The sequence below is a fragment of the Plantibacter sp. RU18 genome (assembly GCF_050613355.1).
Classification (GTDB): Bacteria; Actinomycetota; Actinomycetes; order Actinomycetales; family Microbacteriaceae; genus Plantibacter.
This window is the reverse complement of record NZ_CP159618.1, coordinates 2,423,521-2,445,423: the sequence shown is the minus strand read 5'-3', so window position 1 is coordinate 2,445,423 and position 21,903 is coordinate 2,423,521. Positions and strand designations below refer to the sequence as shown.

General features: G+C 67.2%; 20 protein-coding genes. 17 read left to right on the top strand and 3 right to left on the bottom strand.

Translation table 11 applies throughout. From position 1 onward, the window contains the following. Positions 1-28 precede the first annotated feature (28 nt). The 10 genes from pdxS to ABMA10_RS11705 all read left to right on the top strand — a co-directional run bounded on the left by pdxS (position 29) and on the right by ABMA10_RS11705 (position 10,428). Positions 29-934: a pyridoxal 5'-phosphate synthase lyase subunit PdxS gene (pdxS, locus tag ABMA10_RS11750; RefSeq protein ID WP_347868827.1), complete on the top strand. Its 906-nt coding sequence runs from the start codon at positions 29-31 to the stop codon at positions 932-934. Between the two features lie 39 nt (positions 935-973). Then, the gene (gene pdxT, locus ABMA10_RS11745) at positions 974-1,570 is read left to right on the top strand and encodes a pyridoxal 5'-phosphate synthase glutaminase subunit PdxT (protein ID WP_347868826.1); all 597 of its coding nucleotides are present in this window, start codon (positions 974-976) and stop codon (positions 1,568-1,570) included. 99 nt (positions 1,571-1,669) lie between these two features. Further along, on the top strand, positions 1,670-2,431 hold the full coding sequence (locus tag ABMA10_RS11740) for a YebC/PmpR family DNA-binding transcriptional regulator (protein WP_347868825.1): 762 nt from the start codon (positions 1,670-1,672) through the stop codon (positions 2,429-2,431). Between the two features lie 96 nt (positions 2,432-2,527). Further along, positions 2,528-3,160 carry a crossover junction endodeoxyribonuclease RuvC gene (ruvC, locus tag ABMA10_RS11735; RefSeq protein WP_347868824.1) on the top strand — a complete coding sequence of 211 codons (633 nt, stop codon included), beginning with the start codon at positions 2,528-2,530 and terminating at the stop codon, positions 3,158-3,160. Continuing rightward, the gene (ruvA, locus tag ABMA10_RS11730) at positions 3,157-3,783 is read left to right on the top strand and encodes a Holliday junction branch migration protein RuvA (protein ID WP_347868823.1); all 627 of its coding nucleotides are present in this window, start codon (positions 3,157-3,159) and stop codon (positions 3,781-3,783) included. Before ruvC ends, ruvA begins: the two co-directional genes overlap by 4 nt. Next, a complete protein-coding gene (ruvB, locus tag ABMA10_RS11725) occupies positions 3,780-4,811 on the top strand; it encodes a Holliday junction branch migration DNA helicase RuvB (RefSeq protein WP_347868822.1) in 1,032 nt (343 codons plus the stop codon). Before ruvA ends, ruvB begins: the two co-directional genes overlap by 4 nt. A 72-nt stretch (positions 4,812-4,883) precedes the next feature. Then, a complete protein-coding gene (locus tag ABMA10_RS11720; RefSeq protein WP_347868867.1) occupies positions 4,884-5,264 on the top strand; it encodes a preprotein translocase subunit YajC in 381 nt (126 codons plus the stop codon). 65 nt (positions 5,265-5,329) lie between these two features. Next, entirely contained in the window at positions 5,330-7,081 is a 1,752-nt protein-coding gene (gene secD / locus ABMA10_RS11715) for a protein translocase subunit SecD (protein ID WP_347868821.1), read from the top strand. Continuing rightward, positions 7,081-8,124 carry a protein translocase subunit SecF gene (gene secF, locus ABMA10_RS11710; RefSeq protein WP_347868820.1) on the top strand — a complete coding sequence of 348 codons (1,044 nt, stop codon included), beginning with the start codon at positions 7,081-7,083 and terminating at the stop codon, positions 8,122-8,124. The genes secD and secF overlap by 1 nt, the downstream gene beginning before the upstream one ends. 48 nt (positions 8,125-8,172) lie before the next feature. Then, entirely contained in the window at positions 8,173-10,428 is a 2,256-nt protein-coding gene (locus tag ABMA10_RS11705) for a RelA/SpoT family protein (protein WP_347868819.1), read from the top strand. On the opposite strand, the gene ABMA10_RS11700 is transcribed toward ABMA10_RS11705, so the two are convergent. The 3 genes from ABMA10_RS11700 to ABMA10_RS11690 all read right to left on the bottom strand — a co-directional run bounded on the left by ABMA10_RS11700 (position 10,415) and on the right by ABMA10_RS11690 (position 13,351). Then, positions 10,415-11,089 carry a hypothetical protein gene (locus ABMA10_RS11700; protein ID WP_347868818.1) on the bottom strand — a complete coding sequence of 225 codons (675 nt, stop codon included), beginning with the start codon at positions 11,087-11,089 and terminating at the stop codon, positions 10,415-10,417. The two genes, ABMA10_RS11705 and ABMA10_RS11700, sit on opposite strands and share 14 nt — an antisense overlap. A 93-nt stretch (positions 11,090-11,182) precedes the next feature. After that, on the bottom strand, positions 11,183-12,412 hold the full coding sequence (locus ABMA10_RS11695) for a DUF349 domain-containing protein (RefSeq protein WP_414693670.1): 1,230 nt from the start codon (positions 12,410-12,412) through the stop codon (positions 11,183-11,185). 132 nt (positions 12,413-12,544) lie between these two features. Beyond that, positions 12,545-13,351, bottom strand: a complete 807-nt coding sequence (locus tag ABMA10_RS11690; RefSeq protein ID WP_347868817.1) for a peptidylprolyl isomerase — start codon at positions 13,349-13,351, stop codon at positions 12,545-12,547. A gap of 183 nt (positions 13,352-13,534) precedes the next feature. Between ABMA10_RS11690 and ABMA10_RS11685 the strand changes: the two genes are divergently transcribed. The 7 genes from ABMA10_RS11685 to ABMA10_RS11655 all read left to right on the top strand — a co-directional run bounded on the left by ABMA10_RS11685 (position 13,535) and on the right by ABMA10_RS11655 (position 21,890). After that, positions 13,535-14,983, top strand: coding sequence for a replication-associated recombination protein A (locus ABMA10_RS11685; protein WP_347868816.1), 1,449 nt, complete (start codon positions 13,535-13,537; stop codon positions 14,981-14,983). 222 nt (positions 14,984-15,205) lie between these two features. Continuing rightward, the gene (rpsD, locus tag ABMA10_RS11680) at positions 15,206-15,835 is read left to right on the top strand and encodes a 30S ribosomal protein S4 (RefSeq protein WP_347868815.1); all 630 of its coding nucleotides are present in this window, start codon (positions 15,206-15,208) and stop codon (positions 15,833-15,835) included. A 189-nt stretch (positions 15,836-16,024) separates the two neighbouring features. Continuing rightward, complete coding sequence (locus ABMA10_RS11675) at positions 16,025-16,258, top strand: hypothetical protein (protein WP_347868814.1); 234 nt, start codon at positions 16,025-16,027, stop codon at positions 16,256-16,258. 68 nt (positions 16,259-16,326) lie between these two features. Further along, positions 16,327-18,981: an alanine--tRNA ligase gene (gene alaS / locus ABMA10_RS11670; RefSeq protein WP_347868813.1), complete on the top strand. Its 2,655-nt coding sequence runs from the start codon at positions 16,327-16,329 to the stop codon at positions 18,979-18,981. Position 18,982: 1 nt separating this feature from the next. Then, positions 18,983-19,453: a Holliday junction resolvase RuvX gene (gene ruvX / locus ABMA10_RS11665; RefSeq protein ID WP_347868812.1), complete on the top strand. Its 471-nt coding sequence runs from the start codon at positions 18,983-18,985 to the stop codon at positions 19,451-19,453. A 13-nt stretch (positions 19,454-19,466) separates the two neighbouring features. Further along, positions 19,467-20,999 carry an endolytic transglycosylase MltG gene (gene mltG, locus ABMA10_RS11660; protein ID WP_347868811.1) on the top strand — a complete coding sequence of 511 codons (1,533 nt, stop codon included), beginning with the start codon at positions 19,467-19,469 and terminating at the stop codon, positions 20,997-20,999. A gap of 18 nt (positions 21,000-21,017) precedes the next feature. Then, complete coding sequence (locus ABMA10_RS11655) at positions 21,018-21,890, top strand: shikimate dehydrogenase (RefSeq protein ID WP_347868810.1); 873 nt, start codon at positions 21,018-21,020, stop codon at positions 21,888-21,890. Positions 21,891-21,903 lie beyond the last annotated feature (13 nt).

Below are 21,903 nucleotides of genomic sequence, written 5' to 3'. Positions count from 1 at the left end.
GCGCGGGCTGCGAACTAGGCTCACCACCATGACCGAGAGCAGCACGACCACTGGACAGCACGGCTCGAACCGCGTGAAGCGCGGACTCGCCGAGATGCTCAAGGGCGGCGTCATCATGGACGTCGTCACCGCAGAGCAGGCACGCATCGCCGAGGATGCCGGAGCGGTCGCCGTCATGGCGCTCGAGCGCGTTCCGGCCGACATCCGTTCACAGGGTGGTGTCGCTCGGATGAGCGATCCCGACCTGATCGAATCCATCATCGCCGAGGTCTCCATCCCCGTCATGGCGAAGGCCCGCATCGGCCACTTCGTCGAGGCGCAGGTCTTGCAGGCACTCGACGTCGACTACATCGACGAGTCAGAGGTGCTGAGCCCCGCCGACTACGTCAACCACATCGACAAGTGGGGTTTCGACGTCCCGTTCGTGTGCGGCGCGACCAACCTGGGTGAGGCGCTCCGACGAATCAACGAGGGTGCGGCGATGATCCGGTCCAAGGGCGAAGCCGGTACCGGCGACGTGTCCGAGGCGACGAAGCACATCCGCAAGATCCGCTCCGAGATCGCGAATCTGTCGTCCATGTCGAAGGACGAGCTGTACGTCGCGGCGAAGGAGCTGCAGGCCCCGTACGACCTCGTCGTCGAGATCGCCGAGACAGGCAAGCTCCCCGTCGTCCTCTTCACCGCCGGAGGCGTCGCAACGCCAGCCGATGCTGCGATGATGATGCAGCTCGGTGCGGACGGCGTGTTCGTCGGTTCGGGCATCTTCAAGTCCGGCAACCCCGCCCAGCGTGCCGCGGCCGTCGTGAAGGCAACCACGTTCTTCGACGACCCGCAGGTCATCGCAGAGGTCTCGCGTGGCCTCGGCGAGGCGATGGTGGGAATCAACGTCTCCGATCTCGCCGCCCCGCACCGTCTCGCCGAGCGTGGCTGGTAGCGCCCTCCGCACCGTTCGTGGCATGCGGCCGGTCACTCTGTGACCGGCCGCACCCGCGTCGGGGTCCTCGCGCTCCAGGGCGACTTCCGCGAGCACGCCGCCGTCCTCCAAGGCCTCGGCGCCGAAGTGTCGCTCATCCGGCGTCCCTCAGAGCTCGCGAGCGTCGACGGGCTCGTCCTCCCGGGCGGCGAATCGAGCGTCATGGACAATCTGGCGCGTGCGTTCGATCTCGCCGGACCACTTCAGGACGCGATCCGTTCCGGCCTCCCGGTCTACGGCACCTGCGCAGGCCTCATCCTGCTGGCCGACCGGATCCTCGACGGGATCACGGGGCAGCAGAGCCTCGGCGGTCTCGACGTCTCGGTCAGGAGGAACGCGTTCGGTTCTCAGCTCGACTCGTTCGAGACCGACCTCGAGATCCCGGTGCTCGGCACCCCGCCCGTGCACGCTGTCTTCATCCGCGCACCGGTTGTCGAGAACGCTGGGCCGGGCGTCACTGCACTCGCGACGCTCGACGACGGCCGACTCGTCGCGGTCGAGCAGGGGAACCTCCTCGGCACCTCCTTCCATCCGGAGGTCACCGGCGACACCCGCTTCCACTCGTACTTCCTCGACAAGGTCGCCACCGCTCGCTGACACACTGGGCCGTCACGCCGCGAGCATCGCGGCACAGATCGCGGGCTGCCGGTCGCTGGCCTAGACTGGTCAGGTTCTTTTCACGCAGTTAGGGAGCACATGTCCGGACACTCCAAGTGGGCTACGACCAAGCACAAGAAGGCCGTCATCGACGGCCGCCGCGCGAAGTCGTTCGCCAAGCTCATCAAGAACATCGAGGTCGCTGCCAAGATGGGCGGCGCAGACCTTGCAGGGAACCCGACCCTGCAGGACGCCATCCAGAAGGCGAAGAAGACCTCCGTCCCGAACGACAACATCGATCGCGCCGTCAAGCGCGGCGCCGGTCTCACCGGTGAGGTCGTCGACTACACCACGATCATCTACGAGGGCTACGGTCCGAACGGCGTCGCTCTGCTCGTCGAGTGTCTGACCGACAACAAGAACCGCGCAGCCGCAGACGTCCGGACGCTGATGTCCCGCAACGGTGGCACGATGGCCGATCCGGGCTCCGTGGCGTACAACTTCCACCGCAAGGGCCTCATCGTGGTCCAGGCCGAGGGCACCAACGAGGACGACGTCCTCGCGGCGGTGCTCGAAGCGGGAGCAGAAGAGGTCAACACCGAGGGCGAGACCTTCGAAGTCGTCACAGAGCCGAGCGACATGGTCGCCGCGCGTTCCGCGCTCCAGGACGCCGGCATCGATTACGATTCCGCCGATGTCGCGTTCGTGCCGACCCTCAAGGTCGAGATCGACGCGGACACCGCGCGGAAGATCTTCAAGCTGATCGATGCGCTGGAAGACAACGACGACGTCCAGAACATCTACTCCAACTTCGACCTCACGCCCGAGGTCCAGGCGGAGCTCGAAGCCGACGACGAATAGTCCGGCGCGGCCTGAGCGGCTCTGTCGTTCGAACGGATGTACGACACTCCGCATCCGCCGCCGGGCCCTCATGATGCGCGCGCCTAGGGTCGAGACATGACTCTGCGCGTCCTCGGGATCGATCCTGGCCTCACTCGATGCGGGGTCGGCGTCGTCGACGTACTGCCTGGCCGACAAGCGACGCTCGTCGAGTACGGCGTCATCCGGACCGATGCCCACGCCCCGCTCGAACAGCGGCTCCTGGAGATCGCGCGTGGAATCTCGGAGGCGATCGCACGGACTTCGCCGACGGCCATGGCTGTCGAGCGGGTGTTCGCGCAACACAACGTCCGCACGGTCATGGGCACTGCGCAGGCCAGCGGGCTCGCCCTGCACGCCGCGGCGGCGAACGGGATCCCCGTCGGGCTCCACACACCGAGCGAAGTGAAGGCCGCCGTCACCGGCTACGGCCGAGCCGACAAACTCCAGGTGCAGACGATGGTCGCCCGCATCCTCGGACTCGCTGAGCTGCCGAAGCCCGCGGATGCCGCAGACGCGCTCGCTCTCGCGATCTGCCACGCGTGGCGGCCGAGCGTCTCGACGGCCGTCGCGCCGGCGGGACCGCAGCCGCGGGGGAGTGCCGCGCTGACACCCGCGCAACTCGCCTGGGCCGCCGCAGAGCGCGGCGGATCCGCCCGAGCCGCCACCGGCCGCGGCCGCACCGCGCAGAGCCCTAGGCTGGAAGCATGATCTCCTCGCTTCGCGGCACCGTCCTCAGCGCGGTCGGCAGTCTCGTCGTCATCGAGGTGGGCGGCGTCGGCTTCGCGGTCCAGGTCACGCCTGCCTTGGCCCTCTCGTTGCGCATCGGCGACGAGGCGAGACTGTCCACGACGCTGATCGTCCGAGAGGATTCACTCGCGCTGTTCGGCTTCCGCTCGGCGGAGGAACTGTCCGTCTTCGAACTCCTGGTGAGCGTCACCGGCGTCGGCCCGAAATCGGCGTTGGGTGTGCTCGAGGCCCTCACACCCGAACAGATCGCCACGGCGATCTCCGCCGAGGACGACGCACCGTTCCGCAAGGTGTCCGGCATCGGTCCGAAGACCGCGAAACTCATCACGGTCTCGCTCGCCGGCAAGCTCCGTGTCACGCGGACCACCCCCGAGGCCCCTGCGACGACGGTGAACGCCGCTGCCATCGCCGACCAGGTCGTCACCGCCCTCATCGGGCTCGGTTGGCCGGAGAAGACGGCCGTCCAGGCGGTCGTCGAGGCTTCGGCGGATGCGAGCTCGTCCGAGCTCTCCGCAGTGCCCTCACTCATCCGCCTGGCCCTCGGCCGACTGGGTCCGGCCAACCCGGCAGGACGGACCCCGTGAGCGACGCCCCGGACGACCTCACGAACCCGGCCTCCGAATCGGACTCGGAACTCGCCTTCGAAGGCGCGCTCCGCCCTCGCTCGCTCTCCGAGTTCGTCGGGCAGGCGAAGGCACGCGGCCAACTCCAACTGCTCATCACCGCCGCGGGCATGCAGAACCGGACCCCGGACCACATCCTGCTCGCCGGCCCTCCCGGTCTCGGTAAGACCACGCTGGCGATGATCATCGCCCACGAGACGGGCAAGCCACTGCGCCTGACCAGCGGACCTGCGATCCAGCACGCCGGCGACCTTGCGGCGGTACTGTCGTCTTTGACGCCCGGTGAAGTCCTGTTCATCGACGAGATCCACCGCATGGCACGTCCGGCGGAGGAGATGCTGTACCTCGCGATGGAGGACTTCCGGATCGACATCATGGTCGGCAAGGGAGCCGGGGCCACGAGCATCCCGCTCGAGCTCGCGCCCTTCACGCTCGTCGGAGCGACGACGCGTTCAGGTCTGTTGCCGAACCCGCTCCGCGACCGCTTCGGCTTCACCGCCCACCTGGAGTTCTACGACGAGCCGGAACTCGAACAGGTCCTCCACCGCACCGCAGACCTCCTCGGCCTCGACATCGACGCTCGTGCGGTGGCCGAGATCGCTGGGAGATGCCGCGGCACTCCGCGCATCGCGAACCGCCTGCTCCGTCGCGTGCGGGACTACGCACTCGTCCACGGCGGGCGGGCCGACCTGGAGACGGTTCGAGCTGCCCTCGACCTCTACGACGTCGACGCTCTCGGACTCGATCGACTCGACCGCTCGGTCATGGAAGGCATGCTCGACCGGTTCGCCGGCGGGCCTGTCGGTCTCAGTACCCTGTCGGTGTCGGTCGGCGAGGAACCCGAGACGATCGAGTCCGTCGTCGAGCCCTTCCTCGTCCGGATCGGGCTCATCACGCGTACTCCACGAGGCCGTGTCGCGACGGCTGCGGCCTGGCGACACTTCGGCCGGACACCTTCTCAGCAAGGATCCACCCTCGATGGCCTATAATTTCCCTTTGGCAGTGCGTTCTCAACAGCATCTGCCCTCAATCTCCTCTGGAAGGTTCCCATCGTGGATGCAATGACCCTCGTCCTGTTCGGCCTCGCCGGCGTCATGATCGTGTTCATGATGGTGAGCAACAACAAGCGGAAGAAGGCGGCCGCGCAGACCGAGCAGAAGCTCGTCCCCGGCGCCGAGGTGCTCACCGGTTTCGGTGTGTACGGCACGCTCATCTCCATGGATCGCGACGCTCGCAAAGCCGACGTCGAGATCGCTCCCGGCGTCATCGTCACCATCGACCCTCGCTACGCCGGTGCGGTCGTCCCGCCCGTCGTCGCCGAGACGACCGAAGACGCACCCGCGGTCGAGACCATCCCCGAAGACGCCTCGGCGCTCGATGCAGAGCCCGAGTTCGGTCAGCGTGTCGAGGACTCCTCGAAGCCGCAGAAGAGCGACGACTAGTCCAACCCCCCTTCCCGGGTGATGGCGTACGCGTCATCACCGGCAGAGAAAGCTGAGTTCCGAGTTTGGCAAAGTCGACTCCGGTCAAGAAAGCGTGGCGTTCGCTCACCTGGCTTGGCGTAATCCTCATCGGTTTGTTCGCGATCAACGCGGCCGGAGTCCTCTGGGGGAACAGCTCTTGGGCGCCCAAGCTGGCTCTCGACCTCGAGGGTGGCACACAAATCATCCTGGCGCCGAAGCTCGAGTCCGGCCAGACGGTCTCGAACGAGCAGCTCGACCAGGCCGTGGCGATCATCCGCCAGCGTGTCGACGCCTCGGGTGTCTCCGAAGCCGAGATCACGACGCAGGGCCAGAACGTCGTCGTGTCGATTCCCGGCACACCTGACGAAGCGACGCTGAACCGCATCGAATCGTCGGCGAAGCTCGAGTTCCGTCCGGTCCTCACCTCGCAGCAGCTGACCCCTGGTCAGCCCTCGAACACATTCATCGGTGAGGACGGGTCCTCGACGCCGTACCCGACACCAGATCCCGGTCTCGAGAGCACACCGACTGCGGCTCCGACCGACGCCAGTGACCTCGCGCAGGTGACGCCGGCGCTGTACGCAGCGTTCCAGGCCTACGACTGCGCCGCCGCAGCGGACTCGCTCGACGCCACTGCCGCCCCGGCGGCAGATCCACTCATCACCTGCGATGTGGACGGCAACTTCAAGTACATCCTCGGCCCGGTGGAGGTCTCGGGTGAGCAACTCACCGACGCCAGCGCAGGCATCAAGACCACGAGTTCGGGTGCCAGCACCGGCGAATGGGCGGTGTACCCCGTCTTCAACACGAAGGGCACCGAGCTCTTCGCCGATGTGACCGGTCGACTCACCGCGCTGCAGAGCCCGCAGAACCAGTTCGCGATCGTGCTCGACGGCAACGTCATCTCGGCCCCGCAATCGCTCGCCGTCATCTCCGACGGCAAGCCGGAGATCAGTGGCTCGTTCACGGAGGAGTCCGCGAAGACCCTCGCCGATCAGCTGAAGTTCGGCGCATTGCCCATCAGCTTCGTCGTGCAGAGCCAGGACACCATCTCGGCGACGCTCGGGTCGAGCCAGCTGGAGAGCGGACTCATCGCCGGCCTCATCGGGCTCATCCTCGTCGTGATCTACACCCTGTTCCAATACCGACTGCTCGGAACGGTGACCATCGCGTCCCTCGTCGTGGCAGCGGTCCTGACCTATGTGGTGATCCTGCTCATGTCATGGCGTCAGGGCTTCAGGCTCTCACTCGCCGGGATAGCAGGTCTGATCGTCGCGATCGGATTCACGGCCGACTCCTTCATCGTCTACTTCGAGCGCATCAAGGATGAACTCCGAGACGGACGCGGCCTGGAGTCCGCCGTCGAAGCCGGATGGAAGCGTGCAAAGCGCACCATCTACGTCGCGAAGGGCGTCAACCTGCTCTCAGCGGTCGTCCTCTACATCGTCGCGATCGGCAACGTGCGCGGGTTCGCGCTCACCCTCGGGATCACGGTCATCATCGACGTCATCGTCGTGTTGCTCTTCACGCATCCGATGATGCAGCTGCTCGGCCAGACGAGACTGTTCAACAGCGGTAAGCCGTTCACGGGGCTCGACCCTTCGGCCCTCGGTGCGATCTACCGCGGCCGAGCCGAGTTCCGGAAGCCGAGCGCCGTGCCAGGTACCAAGGCCGCTTCAAGCAGCCGTGAGGCGGCGAAACGCCAGACGATCGCCGAGCGGAAGCAGGCAGCGCTCGTCGGCGGCGGGTCCGACACGAGAGCAGACGATCTGCCGACCGATGGGAAGGACTCCTGATGGGTGCGTTCGCACGGTTCGGAAACGAGCTCTACACGGGCAAGCGCTCCTACGACTTCGTCGGGAAGCGCAAGATCTGGTACACGATCGCCATCGTCGCGGTCCTCCTGTCCATCCTGATCCCGGTGGTCAAGGGCGGCTTCAACTTCGGCATCGAGTTCCGCGGCGGTTCGCAGTTCCAGATCGCTGACGTCAAGAGCACCGAACAGTCACTCGCCGAGGACGCGGTCGCGTCCGTGGTGCCGGGCGCGACGACCCACGTCACCGTGGTCGGCGGAGACTCGGTGCGGGTACAGACGGACCAGCTCGAGAACGACAAGGTCACGCAGCAGGTGTCGGCGGCTCTCGCCGAGGCGTACGGCGTCGAACAGGCAGACATCACGAGCTCGTTCATCGGCCCGTCCTGGGGCCAGGACGTCTCGAAGCAGGCGATCGTCGGCCTCGTGGTGTTCCTGATCCTCGCGGCGATCCTGATGGCGCTCTACTTCCGCACCTGGAAGATGTCCGCCGCTGCGCTCCTGTCGCTCGTGCACGACCTCATCATCACGGCCGGTGTCTACGCCGCCACCGGGTGGGAGATCACTCCGGCCGCGATGATCGGCTTCCTCACGATCCTCGGATTCTCGCTCTACGACACGGTCGTGGTGTTCGACAAGATCCGCGAGAACACGACGCTCGACGCCGACGGTGCGGCGCGCACCTTCGGCGAGTCGGTCAACCTGGCCGTCAACCAGACGCTCGTCCGCTCGATCAACACCGGCGTCGTCGCGGCGCTGCCGGTTGCGGCCATCCTGTTCTTCGGCGCCTTCGTCCTCGGCGCGGACACGCTGCGCGACATCTCCCTCGCGTTGCTCGTCGGCATCCTCGTCGGCACGTATTCGACGATCTTCGTGGCAGCCCCGCTGTACGCGAACTTCCGTCACAACGAGCCTCGGATCGCGAAGCACGACAAGCGCGTACTCCAGGCCCGCGAGCGCGCTCACGGCTCGACGGACGACGCCGACGGCGAACGCCCGGAAGCAACTGCGCCCCTGGCGCGTTGACTCCGGTAGACACGAACACACGCGTGCACGAACGCAGGGAGGCCTGAGATGGCGGACACCACGACATCCTCGACGGCCTCCCTGCGTCGTCTCGTGCCTCGGATCTTCTCGAAGGCACAACCAGCCGGCGCCGTCGACACGCTGATGCGCACGGTGCGGCAGCACCACCCCAAGGCCGACCTCGCGCTCATCGAGCGCGCTTACACGGTCGCGGAACGCGCCCATTCGGGCCAGAAGCGCCAGAGCGGTGAGCCGTACATCACCCACCCGGTGGCCGTCTCGCAGATCCTGGCAGACCTCGGCATCGGCCCGAAGACCATCGTCGCCGCCCTACTGCACGACACAGTCGAAGACACGGACTACTCGCTCGACCAGTTGCACGCCGACTTCGGCGACGAGGTCGCGATGCTGGTGGACGGCGTCACCAAGCTCGACAAGGTCAAGTACGGCGACAGTGCGCAGGCCGAGACCGTCCGCAAGATGATCGTCGCGATGTCGAAGGACATCCGCGTCCTGATCATCAAGCTGGCGGACCGACTGCACAACGCCAGGACCTGGGGCTTCGTCCCGGCCGAGAAGGCTGCCAAGAAGGCCACGGAGACACTCGAGATCTACGCGCCTTTGGCGCACCGCCTCGGCATCCAGGCCATCAAGTGGGAACTCGAAGACCTCTCCTTCGCGGTGCTCTATCCGAAGCTGTATGCCGAGATCGAGTCGCTCGTGAAGCAGCGCACGCCGCAGCGCGAGGAGTACGTCCAGCATGTGATCGACTCGGTCAACGAGGACCTCAAGGCGCAGAAGATCCGTGGCAAGGTCGCTGGGCGACCCAAGCAGTACTACTCGATCTACCAGAAGATGGTCGTTCGCGGACGTGAGTTCGACGACATCTACGACCTCGTCGGCATCCGTGTGCTCGTGACCTCGCTTCGCGATTGTTATGCGGTGCTGGGTTCGATCCACGCCCGATGGACGCCCGTCCCCGGACGGTTCAAGGACTACATCGCGACACCGAAGTTCAACCTGTACCAGTCGCTGCACACGACGGTCGTGGGCCCTGGTGGCAAACCCGTCGAGATCCAGATCCGAACGAACGAGATGCACCAGCGCGCCGAGTTCGGTGTCGCTGCCCACTGGAAGTACAAGGAACGGATGAACAGCGGCAAGACCGTACCTTCAGCCGAACCGGACAGTTCCATGGCGTGGCTCGCCCACATCTCCGACTGGCAGGCCGAGACCGCCGACCCCGGGGAGTTCCTCGATTCGCTGCGATTCGAGATCGGCGCGAAGGAGGTCTACGTCTTCACGCCGAAGGGTCGGGTCGTCGGCCTTCCGTCGGGCGCGACACCGGTCGACTTCGCCTACGCCGTGCACACCGAAGTGGGCCACCGCACGATGGGCGCGCGCGTCAACGGTCGTCTCGTGCCGCTCGAGAGCTCGCTCAACACCGGTGATGTGGTCGAGGTCTTCACCTCGAAGAACCCCGACTCCGGACCCAGCCAGGACTGGCTGAACTTCGTGAAGAGCCCTCGTGCCCGGAACAAGATCCGTCAGTGGTTCACGAAGGAACGTCGGGACGAAGCGATCGAGCAGGGCCGTGACGCCATTGCACGCGCGATGCGCAAGCAGAACCTTCCGCTGCAGAAGCTGATGAATCAGGACTCCTTCGCGGAGGTCGCTGCCCAGCTCCGCTACGAGGACGTGACCGCTCTCTACGCCGCTGTCGGCGAGGGTCACGTATCGACGCAGTCCGTGCTCGAGAAGGTCGTCGCGCTGCTGCAAAAGGACGCCGACAGCGAGCACACGGAATTCACTGTGCCCGTCCGCGGGAGTCGTCGCGACCGGCTGCAGAACAGCGACTCGGGTGTGCTCGTGCTCGGCGCCCCGGACATCCTGGTGAAGCTCGCGAAGTGCTGCACCCCGGTGCCCGGCGACGAGATCGTCGGCTTCGTGACGCGTGGCTCGGGTGTCTCCGTCCACCGCTCTGACTGCCACAATGTGCAGAACCTCCTCCAGGAACCCGAGCGCATGATCGACGTCGAATGGGCGCCGTCATCGAAGAGCGTATTCCTCGTGCAGATCCAGGTGGAAGCGCTCGACCGCGCCGGCCTGTTGTCCGACGTGACGCGGGTGCTCTCGGAGTACCACGTGAACATCCTGTCGGCGACGGTCAACACGTCGAGTGATCGCCTGGCGATCAGCCGTTTCGTGTTCGAGATGGGGGATACGACCCACCTCGACCGCGTGCTCAACGCCGTTCGTCGGATCGACACGGTGTACGACGTCTACCGCGTCAACGGCGGCTGATCGGGAGCGACCACGATGCCAGCTCGCTGGGGCTGTGCTCGAGTCCTGGAAGGGCGACATCGGTGGCTGTCGCGACGACACGTTCGATGCGAGCTCGTCCGAGCACGCGGCGTTCTGCACGCACCCACGCGATGACTTCCGATGGACTCGTGAGCCCCAGGAGGAAGTAGTTCCTGATCGCCGCCGGCGCCGGCGCAGCATCGTCTCCGGTGCGTCTGGCGAGATCCGCGACCGTGCGGGTCGGTGTCGTGACGCGGAGACCACCGGACCGTTCCGTGTCGTCGGCGCGCAGCACCACCTGCCTGATCCGCAAGCGGGATGAGACCGCACTGCGCTTGGCGGAGGACACATAGCCGGTGTGCTCGCGCGGAGCGATGAGGACGGCCCCGTGGATCCAGGCGGCGCTCAGCTCGGCGACGGTGGCTTGATCGAGCGCAGGAATGCTCGCGAGCACCTCCGCCCGCAGTCGCGCTGTGTCCGGTTCGTCGACGCTGCAGAAGCCGTCCTCGAATGCGAACACCTCACCGTCGAGGCGCGCAGCGGTGAATTCGGCGACAGAGAGCTGTGGCGGCCTCAGGTAGGCCGGCAGGCGCTGAGCCGGCTGTGCGCCGGGTGCGATGGCGGTATGAGCGGACAGGGAGGTTCTCGGGGCCGTGGACATACGAACGATCCTCCGGCAACGTGTGGTCGCAGGAGGATCGTTCGACGGATCTGTGGAGAACGCGGCCGTCGTGCCACGTGTGGAGCGGTTCCGCTAGCGGATCGCGCCGAGCCACGCCTTCCGAGCATCGAGCGCTTCGACGGCCGCGGTGAGACGGTCGGCATCGCCGGACGCTCGAGCCGCCTCGACCTCATCCTCCAGCTTCGCGATGGCATCCGCCAGCTGACTGGCGAGTCCGTCCGTGCGGGCCTTCGTCTCGGGGTTGTTACGCTTCCAGTGGTCGTCCTCGAGCTGCTTCACATGGGACTCCACTTTTCGCAGCCGGTCCTCGACAACACGGACCTGCTCGCGCGGGACCTTGCCGATCTCGTCCCAACGGCGCTGGATGTCCGAGAGGGACTTCCGTGCCGAGTCCCGGTTCGTGTCGTTGAGGATCGGCTCCGCGTCCGTGAGGACCGCGAGCTTGAGTTCGAGGTTGCCCTGGAACTCCTCGTTGTCGCGGGCATCGATCTCGGCCTTCGCACCGTAGATGGCATCGCCGGCGGCCTTGAACTTCGCCCAGAGGGCGTCGTCCTGACGCTTGCCGGCGCGGGGCGAGTGCTTCCACTCATCCAAGAGGCTCCGATATGCAGGCACACCGTCGGCACCCTTCGGGATCAGGGCTTCAGCGCGCTCGACCAGCTTCTGCTTGATGCTGCGAGCCTCTTTGTGCACCGAGTCGAGCTCGGTGTAGAACGCTCGGCGGTGCTGCTCGATCGCTGCACGGGCTGTGCGGAAGCGCTTCCACAGCTCGTTCGCCTCGTTCTTCGGGAGTCGCGGGCCATCGTGCTGCTGGCGCTGCCACTCGGCGAAGAGCTCGTCGAGACGTGTCGAGGTCTGCTTCCACTGCACGCGCGCGGGATCCTGCTCCGCGAGCTGCTCGGCTTCCTCGACGATCGCGACGCGGGAGCGCACCGCCTCATCGAGAGCGGCCTTCGCCTCCTGCGTCTGCACCTCGGTCAGCTCGTTCACCGCGCCGTCGAGTGCGCCCAGCCTGGTGAGCAGCGCTTGAAGGTCACCGACGGCATTGGCAGACTGCACCTGGCGGGTGATCGACTTGACGGCCTTGGCGACGTCGGCCGCGGGTGCGCCGCGCTTCGCGCGCTGCTCGACGAGGGTCACCTGACCGGCGAGATCCGTGAACTTCCGCTGGAAGTACGCGAGAGCCTCCTCCTTCGAGCCGTCCGGATACTGTCCGACTGCTCGCTCGCCGTCGGCCTCGCGGACGTAGACGGTCCCGTCGTCGTCCACCCGGCCCCATGGCTCGATCTCTGAACTCGTCACGCGCATCACCCTTGCTGTGTGTTGATCGCCACTCGCGGCGATCGTGATCGATCCACAAGCCTATTACCCCGAGGCTCGCTCGGGGCGACGGCTTGCGCCGGTCGTTCCGTCTGGTGCAGGTTACTGCACGCGCTACTGCACCGTCACTGAGGTGATGGTGGCCGGGACGGCAGGTTTCCCGTCGCCACTGCCGTCGGCGACTCCACCCGAGACGACGCCGGACACGAGCGCATCGAGCCCACCCGTGATCTGACCGAGCACGGTGTAGCCGCCCGCAGCGTCAGACGGGATGGTGGACTCCTGGTACACGAGGAAGAACTGCGAGCCGTTGCTGTATCCGTTGCCGCCCTGACGCGCCATCGCGATGGTGCCCGCCGGGTAGACGTCGTCCGTGGGAGCGTTCTCGACCGGACCGTAGCTGTAGCCGGGACCACCGGTCCCGGTGCCATCGGGGTCGCCGCACTGGAGCACGTAGATGCCGCTCGTCGTGAGGCGGTGGCACGTGACGCCGTCGTAGAAGCCCGACTGAGCGAGTGAGATGAAGGACGAGACGCCCTGAGGCGCACAGGCCCCGTCGAGGCTGAGGTTCAGGACGACGTCGTTGATCGTCATCTCGCCGGTCCAGTCGCGATCCTCCGCGACCGTGCTGGCAGGGACGTCGCCGGTGTTCGCTCCGTCGGTGGCGCCGGCGACACCGCAGGCGCCGGCTTCAGCGGATGCGGTCGGGGTGGCCACCGGCGTGCCGGGACCGCCGGAGAAGAAGAAGACCTGGGCGGCCGTGGCGCCGGCGAGGACGACGACGAGGGCGGCAGCTGCGATCACGTTGTCCCGGACGCGACGCTTCGCCCGGTGCTCGTGCACGGTACGCCTCGCGTTGTAGCCGCGCAGTCGCGCGCGCGCTGCGCGAGCCTCTTTGTCCGGACCCTTGCTCGTAACCACGTCGTTCCCTCCAGATGCCGTCGCTGTGAGCGACGGCATCGCGCTGTCAGCCGGCATCGCGCCTGCGGCGGCTGCCCAGGAGAACTTTACGGGGACCGCTCGGTAGCCGCCAAACGACTCGCCACCGTTCGCAGCCGTTCAGCAGCGCGGTCCGGTGTCCCAGGGTCCAGCTAGCCTGGAGCAATGTTCAATCGAGGACCCGGCATCGCGGGCGCACCGGTACCACTCGCCGTGCGCATGCGCCCCCGCAGCCTCGAGGAGGTGGCCGGACAGCAGCATCTGCTCCGCCCGGGCTCCCCGCTCGTCCGTCTGGCGAGCGACAGCGAAGGCACCCAGGCTGCCGTGTCGGTCATCCTGTGGGGGCCGCCCGGTACCGGCAAGACCACGCTCGCACAAGCGATCGCGCACAGCTCCGGTCGCCGTTTCGTCGAGCTGTCGGCCGTCACTGCCGGTGTGAAGGACGTCCGTCAGGTGATGGACGAGGCGATGTCGAGTCGCGACCTCTACGGCAGCTCGACGGTCCTCTTCCTCGACGAGATCCACCGCTTCACGAAGGCGCAGCAGGACGCGCTCCTCCCTGGCGTCGAGAACGGATGGGTGATCCTGGTCGCCGCAACGACGGAGAACCCGTCGTTCTCCGTCATCTCTCCGCTCCTGTCCCGATCCCTCCTGCTCACGCTCGAGCAGCTGAGCGACGACGACCTCGGCATCCTCATCGATCGGGCGACGACGGACCCACGCGGGCTCGGTGGTCGGTTCACGGTGACCCCGGAGGCCCGGGCGGCGATCATCCAGCTGTCCTCAGGCGACGCGCGGCGCGCGCTCACGGCGCTCGAGGCGGCAGCCATCGCGGCTGACGCCGACCTCAGCGGGGGAGCGGTCACCGACGACGACGACCTCGACGACTCAGGACTGCTCGACGTCGGCGAGGACGAAGACGACGAGGACGAACAGCCGGCGGACACCGTGCGGCGTGAGCCGACGTCTCCACGCGGTCCCGTCATCACCGACGAACTCGTCGCGCAGGCCGTCGACCGCGCCCTCCTGCGCTACGACCGCAACGGCGATGAGCACTACGACGTGATCAGCGCGTTCATCAAGAGCATCAGGGGTTCCGATGTGGATGCGGCGCTGCACTACCTCGCGCGGATGATCGAGGCCGGGGAGGACCCGCGGTTCATCGCCCGGCGCATCATCATCTCGGCCGCCGAGGACATCGGCATCGCAGATCCGCAGGCACTGCCGATCGCCGTGGCCGCAGCGGATGCCGTGCAGTTCATCGGCATGCCGGAAGGTCGGATCCCGCTCGCGGAGGCCGTCGTCTACCTCGCGACCGCGGCGAAGTCGAACGCCGCGTACGTCGCCATCGACAAGGCCATCGCCGATGTCCGGGCAGGGGCGTTCGGCCGTGTCCCGAAGCCGATGCGCGACGCACACTACGCCGGCGCGAAGCGGCTCGGGCATGGCAAGGGCTACCGCTATCCGCACGACCACCCGATCGGCGTCGTCGCCCAGCAGTACCTGCCCGACGAGCTCCGTGAGGTCCGCTACTACGAGCCGACCGATCACGGGAACGAGCGCGACATCTCGGCACGGCTCGACAAACTCAGGAAGATCGTCCGGGGCGAGTGAGCGCCGCCGGCCACACACCCGCTGCACGACGCCCGTCGTGCTAGTATTGATCCGCCTAGAACCGGTGTGACTGCGCGGCTGCTCGATCACCGTGTTCGACGGGCGTGTTCTGTAGCCGAACAGCCCCGGCAGACCCCTCTGACTTTGTCCGGTGTGATTCCGGATCACCGACGCGTGTTCGCGTCGGTCATTCATCGTTTGAGACTTCATCGAAAGGAAACCGTGTCTACCAAGTCACGTACCCGCAGCAAGACCCGCCTCTCGCGGGCCCTCGGCATCGCCCTCACCCCGAAGGCTGCCAAGTACCTCGAGAAGCGTCCCTACGCTCCCGGTGAGCACGGCCGCACCAAGCGCAAGGCAGATAGCGACTACGCTGTTCGTTTGCGCGAGAAGCAGCGTCTGCGCGCCCAGTACGGCATCCGCGAGGCCCAGCTGAAGATCGCCTTCCAGGAGGCTCGCCGCACCCAGGGCCTGACCGGTGAGAACCTGGTCGAGATCCTCGAGACCCGTCTCGATGCGCTCGTGCTGCGTGCGGGCTTCGCCCGCACCACGGCACAGGCTCGCCAGATGGTCGTGCACCGTCACATCCTCGTCGACGGCCAGCTCGTCGACCGCCCGTCCTTCCGCGTGAAGCCGGGTCAGCTCATCCACGTCAAGGCGCGCTCCGAGGGCACCGAGCCCTTCCAGGTTGCTGCCGCCGGCGGTCACGTCGACGTTCTCCCGAAGGTGCCCGCGTACCTCTCGGTCGAGCTCGACAAGCTGCAGGCACGTCTCGAGCGTCGTCCGAAGCGCGCAGAGGTCCCCGTGACCTGTGAAGTGCAGCTCGTCGTCGAGTACTACGCAGCCCGCTAGCACTCCTGCCCGGTTCCGGGCGCAGCACGAAGGGGCATCGGCTTACGCCGGTGCCCCTTCGTCGTCTCCGAGTACATCGGGCCATGCGCTGACGCTCGGAAGCGGCGCCAGGACTCCGCGCTCGACTACGATGGTTGCTTGGCCCGCTCCGCAGCGTGCGGGCGATCGCATCGGAGATGAGGAGTCCCCATGAAGAACGTGTTCTGGCTGATCGTCGGAATCGGCGCCGGCTTCGTCGTCGCCCATGAGATCAACAAGACCCAGTCCGGCCAGCGGTTCTTCACCGAGCTGGACTCACGCATCAAGGAGTTCACCGATACGGTCGGCGACGCCTACAAGGAGCGCGAGGCCCAACTGCGTGACACCGCTCACGCCGTGGCCGAACATGCCGAGGACGTCGTCGACGACCTCACCAAGCCGTAAGGCGCGCCCCGACCGGCACCACTGCACCACGCACACCGACACACGCACACCCCCGACGTACGGACACCATGGACACCGCTGACATCCGCTCCCGCTGGCTCACCTTCTTCGGCGATCGGGGGCACACCGTCGTCCCGTCCGCCTCGCTCGTGAGCGACGACCCGTCGTTGCTGTTCACCGTGGCCGGCATGGTGCCGTTCGTCCCCTATCTCACCGGCGTGGTCCCGTCGCCGTTCGATCGCGCGACGAGTGTGCAGAAGTGCATCCGCACGAACGACATCGAAGAGGTCGGCAAGACGCCCCGTCATGGCACGTTCTTCCAGATGAACGGCAACTTCTCCTTCGGCGACTACTTCAAGGAGGGGGCGATCACGTATGCCTGGGAGCTCCTCACCGGCAGCGAGTCCACCGGCGGGTTGGGCTTCGACGAGAAGGACCTCTGGGTCACCGTGTACAAGGACGACGACGAGGCGATCGACCTCTGGAAGCGTGTCGCCGGCCTGCCGGAGCACCGTATCCAGCGCCTCGACAAGGACACGAACTACTGGTCCACCGGCCAGCCCGGGCCGGCCGGACCGTGCTCGGAGATCTTCTTCGACCGAGGCCCTGCGTACGGCATCGACGGCGGCCCTGCAACCGACGACGACCGTTACGTGGAGATCTGGAACCTCGTCTTCATGCAGTACCTGATCGAGAACGTCACCAGCAAGGTCGACTTCGACATCGTCGGTGAGCTGCCCAAGAAGAACATCGACACGGGCATGGGCCTCGAGCGGGTCGCCTTCCTCAAGCAGGGCGTCGAGAACATGTACGAGATCGACCAGGTCCGTCCGGTCCTCGACCGCGCAGCGGCCCTCAGCGGACGTCGCTACGGCGCCGACCACGACGACGACGTCCGGATGCGCGTCATCGCCGACCACGTCCGGTCCTCTCTGATGCTCATGAGCGACGGCATCACCCCGTCGAACGAGGGCCGCGGCTACATCCTCCGGCGCCTCATGCGGCGGACGGTGCGCGCCATGCGTCTACTCGGCGTCGACACGGCCACGTTCCCCGAGCTGTTCGCTGCGTCGCGCGACGCGATGAAGGCCGCCTACCCCGAGGTCGAGACCGATTACGGCCGGATCTCGCAGAGCGCTTTTGCCGAGGAGGAGACGTTCTTGCGCACGCTCGCGAGCGGCACGACGATCCTCGACCTCGCCCTCGTGAAGACCAAGGAGACTGGGGAGGACAAGCTCGCCGGCGACTCGGCGTTCCTGCTCCACGACACCTACGGCTTCCCGATCGACCTCACCCTCGAGATCGCCGAGGAGGCGGGTCTCGCCGTCGACCGTGACGCGTTCGACTCGCTCATGACCGCTCAGCGCCAGCGCGCGAAGGCAGACGCCAAGGCGAAGAAGAGCGTCCTCGCGGACCTCTCCGTCTACAGCGAGATCCGAGCCAAGGGCGAGACGGTCTTCACGGGCTACACCGAGCTCGAGACCCAGTCGCGAATCCTGGGCATCATCGTCGACGGCCATCCCGTCCAGCGCGCCGTCGCGGGCGACATCGCGGAGGTCATCCTCGCCGAGACGTCGCTGTACGCGGAGTCCGGCGGCCAGGAGGCGGACCAGGGCGTCATCGTCGGCCCGGGTTACGAACTCGAGGTCCTGGACGTCCAGAAGCCGGTCAAGGGGCTCATTGCACACAAGGTCCAGGTGAGCCAGGGCGAGGTCGGTCTCGACGCGCCGGCGACCACCCTCGTCGACGCGAGCTACCGTCGAGGCGCGCAGCAGGCGCACTCGGGCACCCACATCATCCACGCGGCACTCCGACAGGTCCTCGGCGACAGCGCACACCAGTCGGGCTCGTCGAACAAGGCCGGCTACCTGCGCCTCGACTTCACCTGGAACCAGCCGCTGTCTCCCGCCACGAAGTCCGAGATCGAGGAGATCTCGAACAACGCCGTCCGCGACAATCTGCAGGTGAGCACCCGCGAGATGGCCCTCGACGATGCGAAGGCCCTCGGTGCGATGGCCCTGTTCGGCGAGAAGTACGGCGAGACCGTGCGCGTCGTCGACATCGGTGGCCCGTGGTCACGTGAACTGTGCGCCGGCACCCATGTCGGATCGAGCGCGGAGATCGGCATGATCAACCTGGTCAGCGAATCATCCGTCGGGTCGACCAATCGCCGCGTCGAGTCTCTCGTCGGCCTCGAGGCGTTCCGCGACCTCGCTGCCGAGCGAGCACTCGTCACTCAGCTCTCCGGCAGCCTGAAGACGCCGAAGGAACAGCTCCCGGATCGGATCGCCGAGCTTGTCGCGAACCTCAAAGCCGCTGAGAAGAAGATCGCAGCCTTCGAGGCACGTGGCTTGAGCGAGCGTCTCCCAGCTCTCCAGCAGACCGCTCACACCGTCGGGCCGGTCTCGCTCGTCGCCGAGCACCTCGGTGAGCTCGCCTCTCCGAACGACGTCAGGACACTCGTGACGCAGCTGCGCGAACGCCTCGGTGCGGCTCCGGCGGTCGTTGCGCTCGGCGCAGTGGTCGCGGGCAAGCCCGCCATCGTCGTCGCCACCAATCAGGGCGCTCGCGATGCCGGCCTCAAGGCAGGTGCGCTCGTGCGCGTCGCCGCCGGGATCCTCGGCGGCAACGGCGGCGGCAAGGATGACATGGCGCAGGGTGGCGGCGTCGACGCCACTGCGCTCGGCGACGCCCTCGCGGCGGTCGCGCGCGAGATCGGCTGACGTGGCCGACGGCTTCCGCCCGGGTGTCCGACTCGGCATCGACGTCGGCAAGGCCCGCGTCGGGGTCGCGAGAAGCGACCCCGACGGCCTGCTGGCGACGCCGGTCCAGACGGTGGCCCGTGACCTGGGCGGCGACACGGACATCGCGGCCATCGCAGCGGTCGCAGCCGAGATCGGTGTCGTCGAGCTCGTGGTCGGACTCCCGATCGCGCTTTCCGGCAAGGACACCGCGTCGACGCAGGATGCTCGCGAGTTCGCCGCACGGCTCACCGCCGCGACCGGCCTGCCGGGCCGGCTCGTCGACGAACGACTGACCACGGTGACGGCACACAGCGCCTTGCGGTCGGCTGGGAAACGGCAGAAGCAGACCCGTTCGATTGTCGATCAGGTGGCAGCCGTCATACTCTTGCAGTACGCCCTCGACGCCGAACGTGGTTCGGGGCGACCCCCCGGAACCCCCGTCGAACCGTGAACAGGACCTGCCTGTGTCGAATCTGACACCCGAGAACCGCCCAGAAGAAGACCCGTTCGCCGAGCTCTTCACCTCGGAACACGACGTCGTCGATGCCCAGCAGTCTGCGCCATTGTCGCGCCGGGAGGCCCGTGAGCAGCGCGAGGCGGCGGAGGCCGCGGAGGCCGGAACGTCGGTCCCGCCCACCCGCGCCGAGGGTCCGGCTCCTGAGGCCGCGGAGCCGTCCGCACCTGCCGCGGACGCCCCTGCGTCGACTCCTGCCCGGGCCGACACGCCGGCTCCCGCGCCAGCCGCTGCCGAGCCCGGCCCGGCCGCGGAGACCACGACCGCGTCGACGCGGACCATGACCATCCCGGCCTTCGAGGACCTCATCGCCGAGGACGGCCAGACTGATCCCGCGGACAGCGGCCCGCAGCCGATCCACCGAGGACGTCGTCGCGCCCTCGCCGGCGGCGAACCACCGAAGCCCCGTCGTCGTCGCCGCGGCCTCATCGCGCTGATCGTGTCGCTCGTCGTGGTCGGCGGTCTCGTCGCATGCGCAGGCGTCGTCTGGACCAGCTATGAGCCGCAGATCCGGAAGGTGCTCGGCTGGGAGGAACCGAACGACTTCGAAGGGGGCGGTACCGGCGAGGCCGTGGTCCAGATCCACGAGGGGGACATCGGTGAGGACATCGCGACCACGCTCCACGACGCCGGCGTCACGCGGTCCTTCGATGCGTTCTACGACCTCCTGCTCGCACAGGCGACGCAGCCCGAGTTCTTCCCCGGCGCCTACAAGCTCAAGCTCGGGATGAGCGCCAAAGCCGCCCTCGCGGCGTTGACCGATGAGGCGAACCGCATGCAGGACACCTTCGTGATCCCTGAAGGGACCGCAGAGCAGGACGCACTGCCCGCCATCGCTGAGGGGACTGGTATCGCACTCGCAGACCTCCAGGCGGCAGCAGCCGACGTCGCGTCGTTCGGGCTGCCTGCAGAGGCCACCTCGCTCGAGGGCTTCCTGTTCCCGGCCACCTACAGCCTGCCCGACGGGGGAGATGCGCACGCAGTACTGCAGACGCTCGTCGATCGCTCCTTCCAAGCGCTGGACGACGCCGGCGTCGCTCCGGAGGACCGGTGGAGCACCATCGTCCTCGCCTCGCTCATCCAGAAGGAGGCCGGGCTCCGCGACGACTACTACAAGGTCTCGCGGGTCTTCCTGAACCGCCTCGATCCCGCGAAATGGGAGAGCGGTCTGCTGCAGTCCGACGCGACCGTCGCGTACGGCACCGGGAACACCCACCGGGTGTCGACGACGGACGCGGAACGTGCGGACGAGTCGAACCCCTACAACACCTACGTCCACCCCGGCATGGTCGTCCGTCCCATTTCGAATCCGGGCGACCTCGCGATCGACGCTGCTCTGCACCCGGCCGACGGTCCGTGGTTGTACTTCGTGACGTGGAACCTCGACTCCGGGGAGACCATCTTCTCCACCACCCAGGCTGAGCATGAGGCCGCCGTTGAACAGTGGCTGTCCTGGATGGACGACCACCCCGAGTACCAGTAGCCGAGCACGGTCCACACGGTGAACGCTTCCGAGCAGCCTCAGCACCTCGCAGTACTCGGCGACCCAATCGAGCATTCGAAGTCACCGGCCCTGCACGCAGCGGCCTACGGCGCGCTCGGGTTGGACTGGGAGTATGACCGGCGGCGGGTCGATGCGAACGGGCTCGACGGTCTGCTCGCCGGGCTCGGCCCGACGTGGCGTGGGCTCTCGCTCACCATGCCTCTCAAACAGCGCGCCCTCGAGCTCGCGGACGAACTGGACCGCACGGCGGTCGAGACACGAGCGGTCAACACCCTTCGACTGCAGTACGCCCAGGACGGCTCGCGACGACTGCACGGCTTCAACACCGACGTCGGCGGGATCGTGCGCGCGGTCGGTGCCGCCGGACTGCCCGTCGTGGAGCATGTCGTGATCCTGGGTGGGGGAGCGACTGCAGCCTCCACGGTCATGGCGGCAGCAGAGCTCGGCGCCGAGGACGTGCATATCGCCCTGCGTACGCCCGCGAAAGCCTCCCCACTCGTCGAGCTCGCCGGACGACTCGGCCTCCGGACGACCGTCGGCCTCCTCGACGAGGGCGTGCCGGCAGGACGGCTCGTCATCAGCACGCTGCCGGGCGGCGCCCTCACGTCGCCCGGCGCGGTCCTCGGGCTCGCTCCCGATGCGCTTCTCCTCGACGTCGCCTACGACCCCTGGCCGAGTGCCCTCGCGACGGCGTGGACGGCAGCCGGGGGGCCCGTGCTCAGCGGCCTCGCGATGCTCGTCCACCAGGCCATGCTCCAGGTCCGCATCTTCGTGAACGGCGACCCGGTGCTCCCGCTCGACGACGAGGAGGCGGTGCTCGTCGCCATGCTCGACGCAGCGGGCCTGGATCGCGCTGGTCGATCGCGCTGAGCCACGACATCGC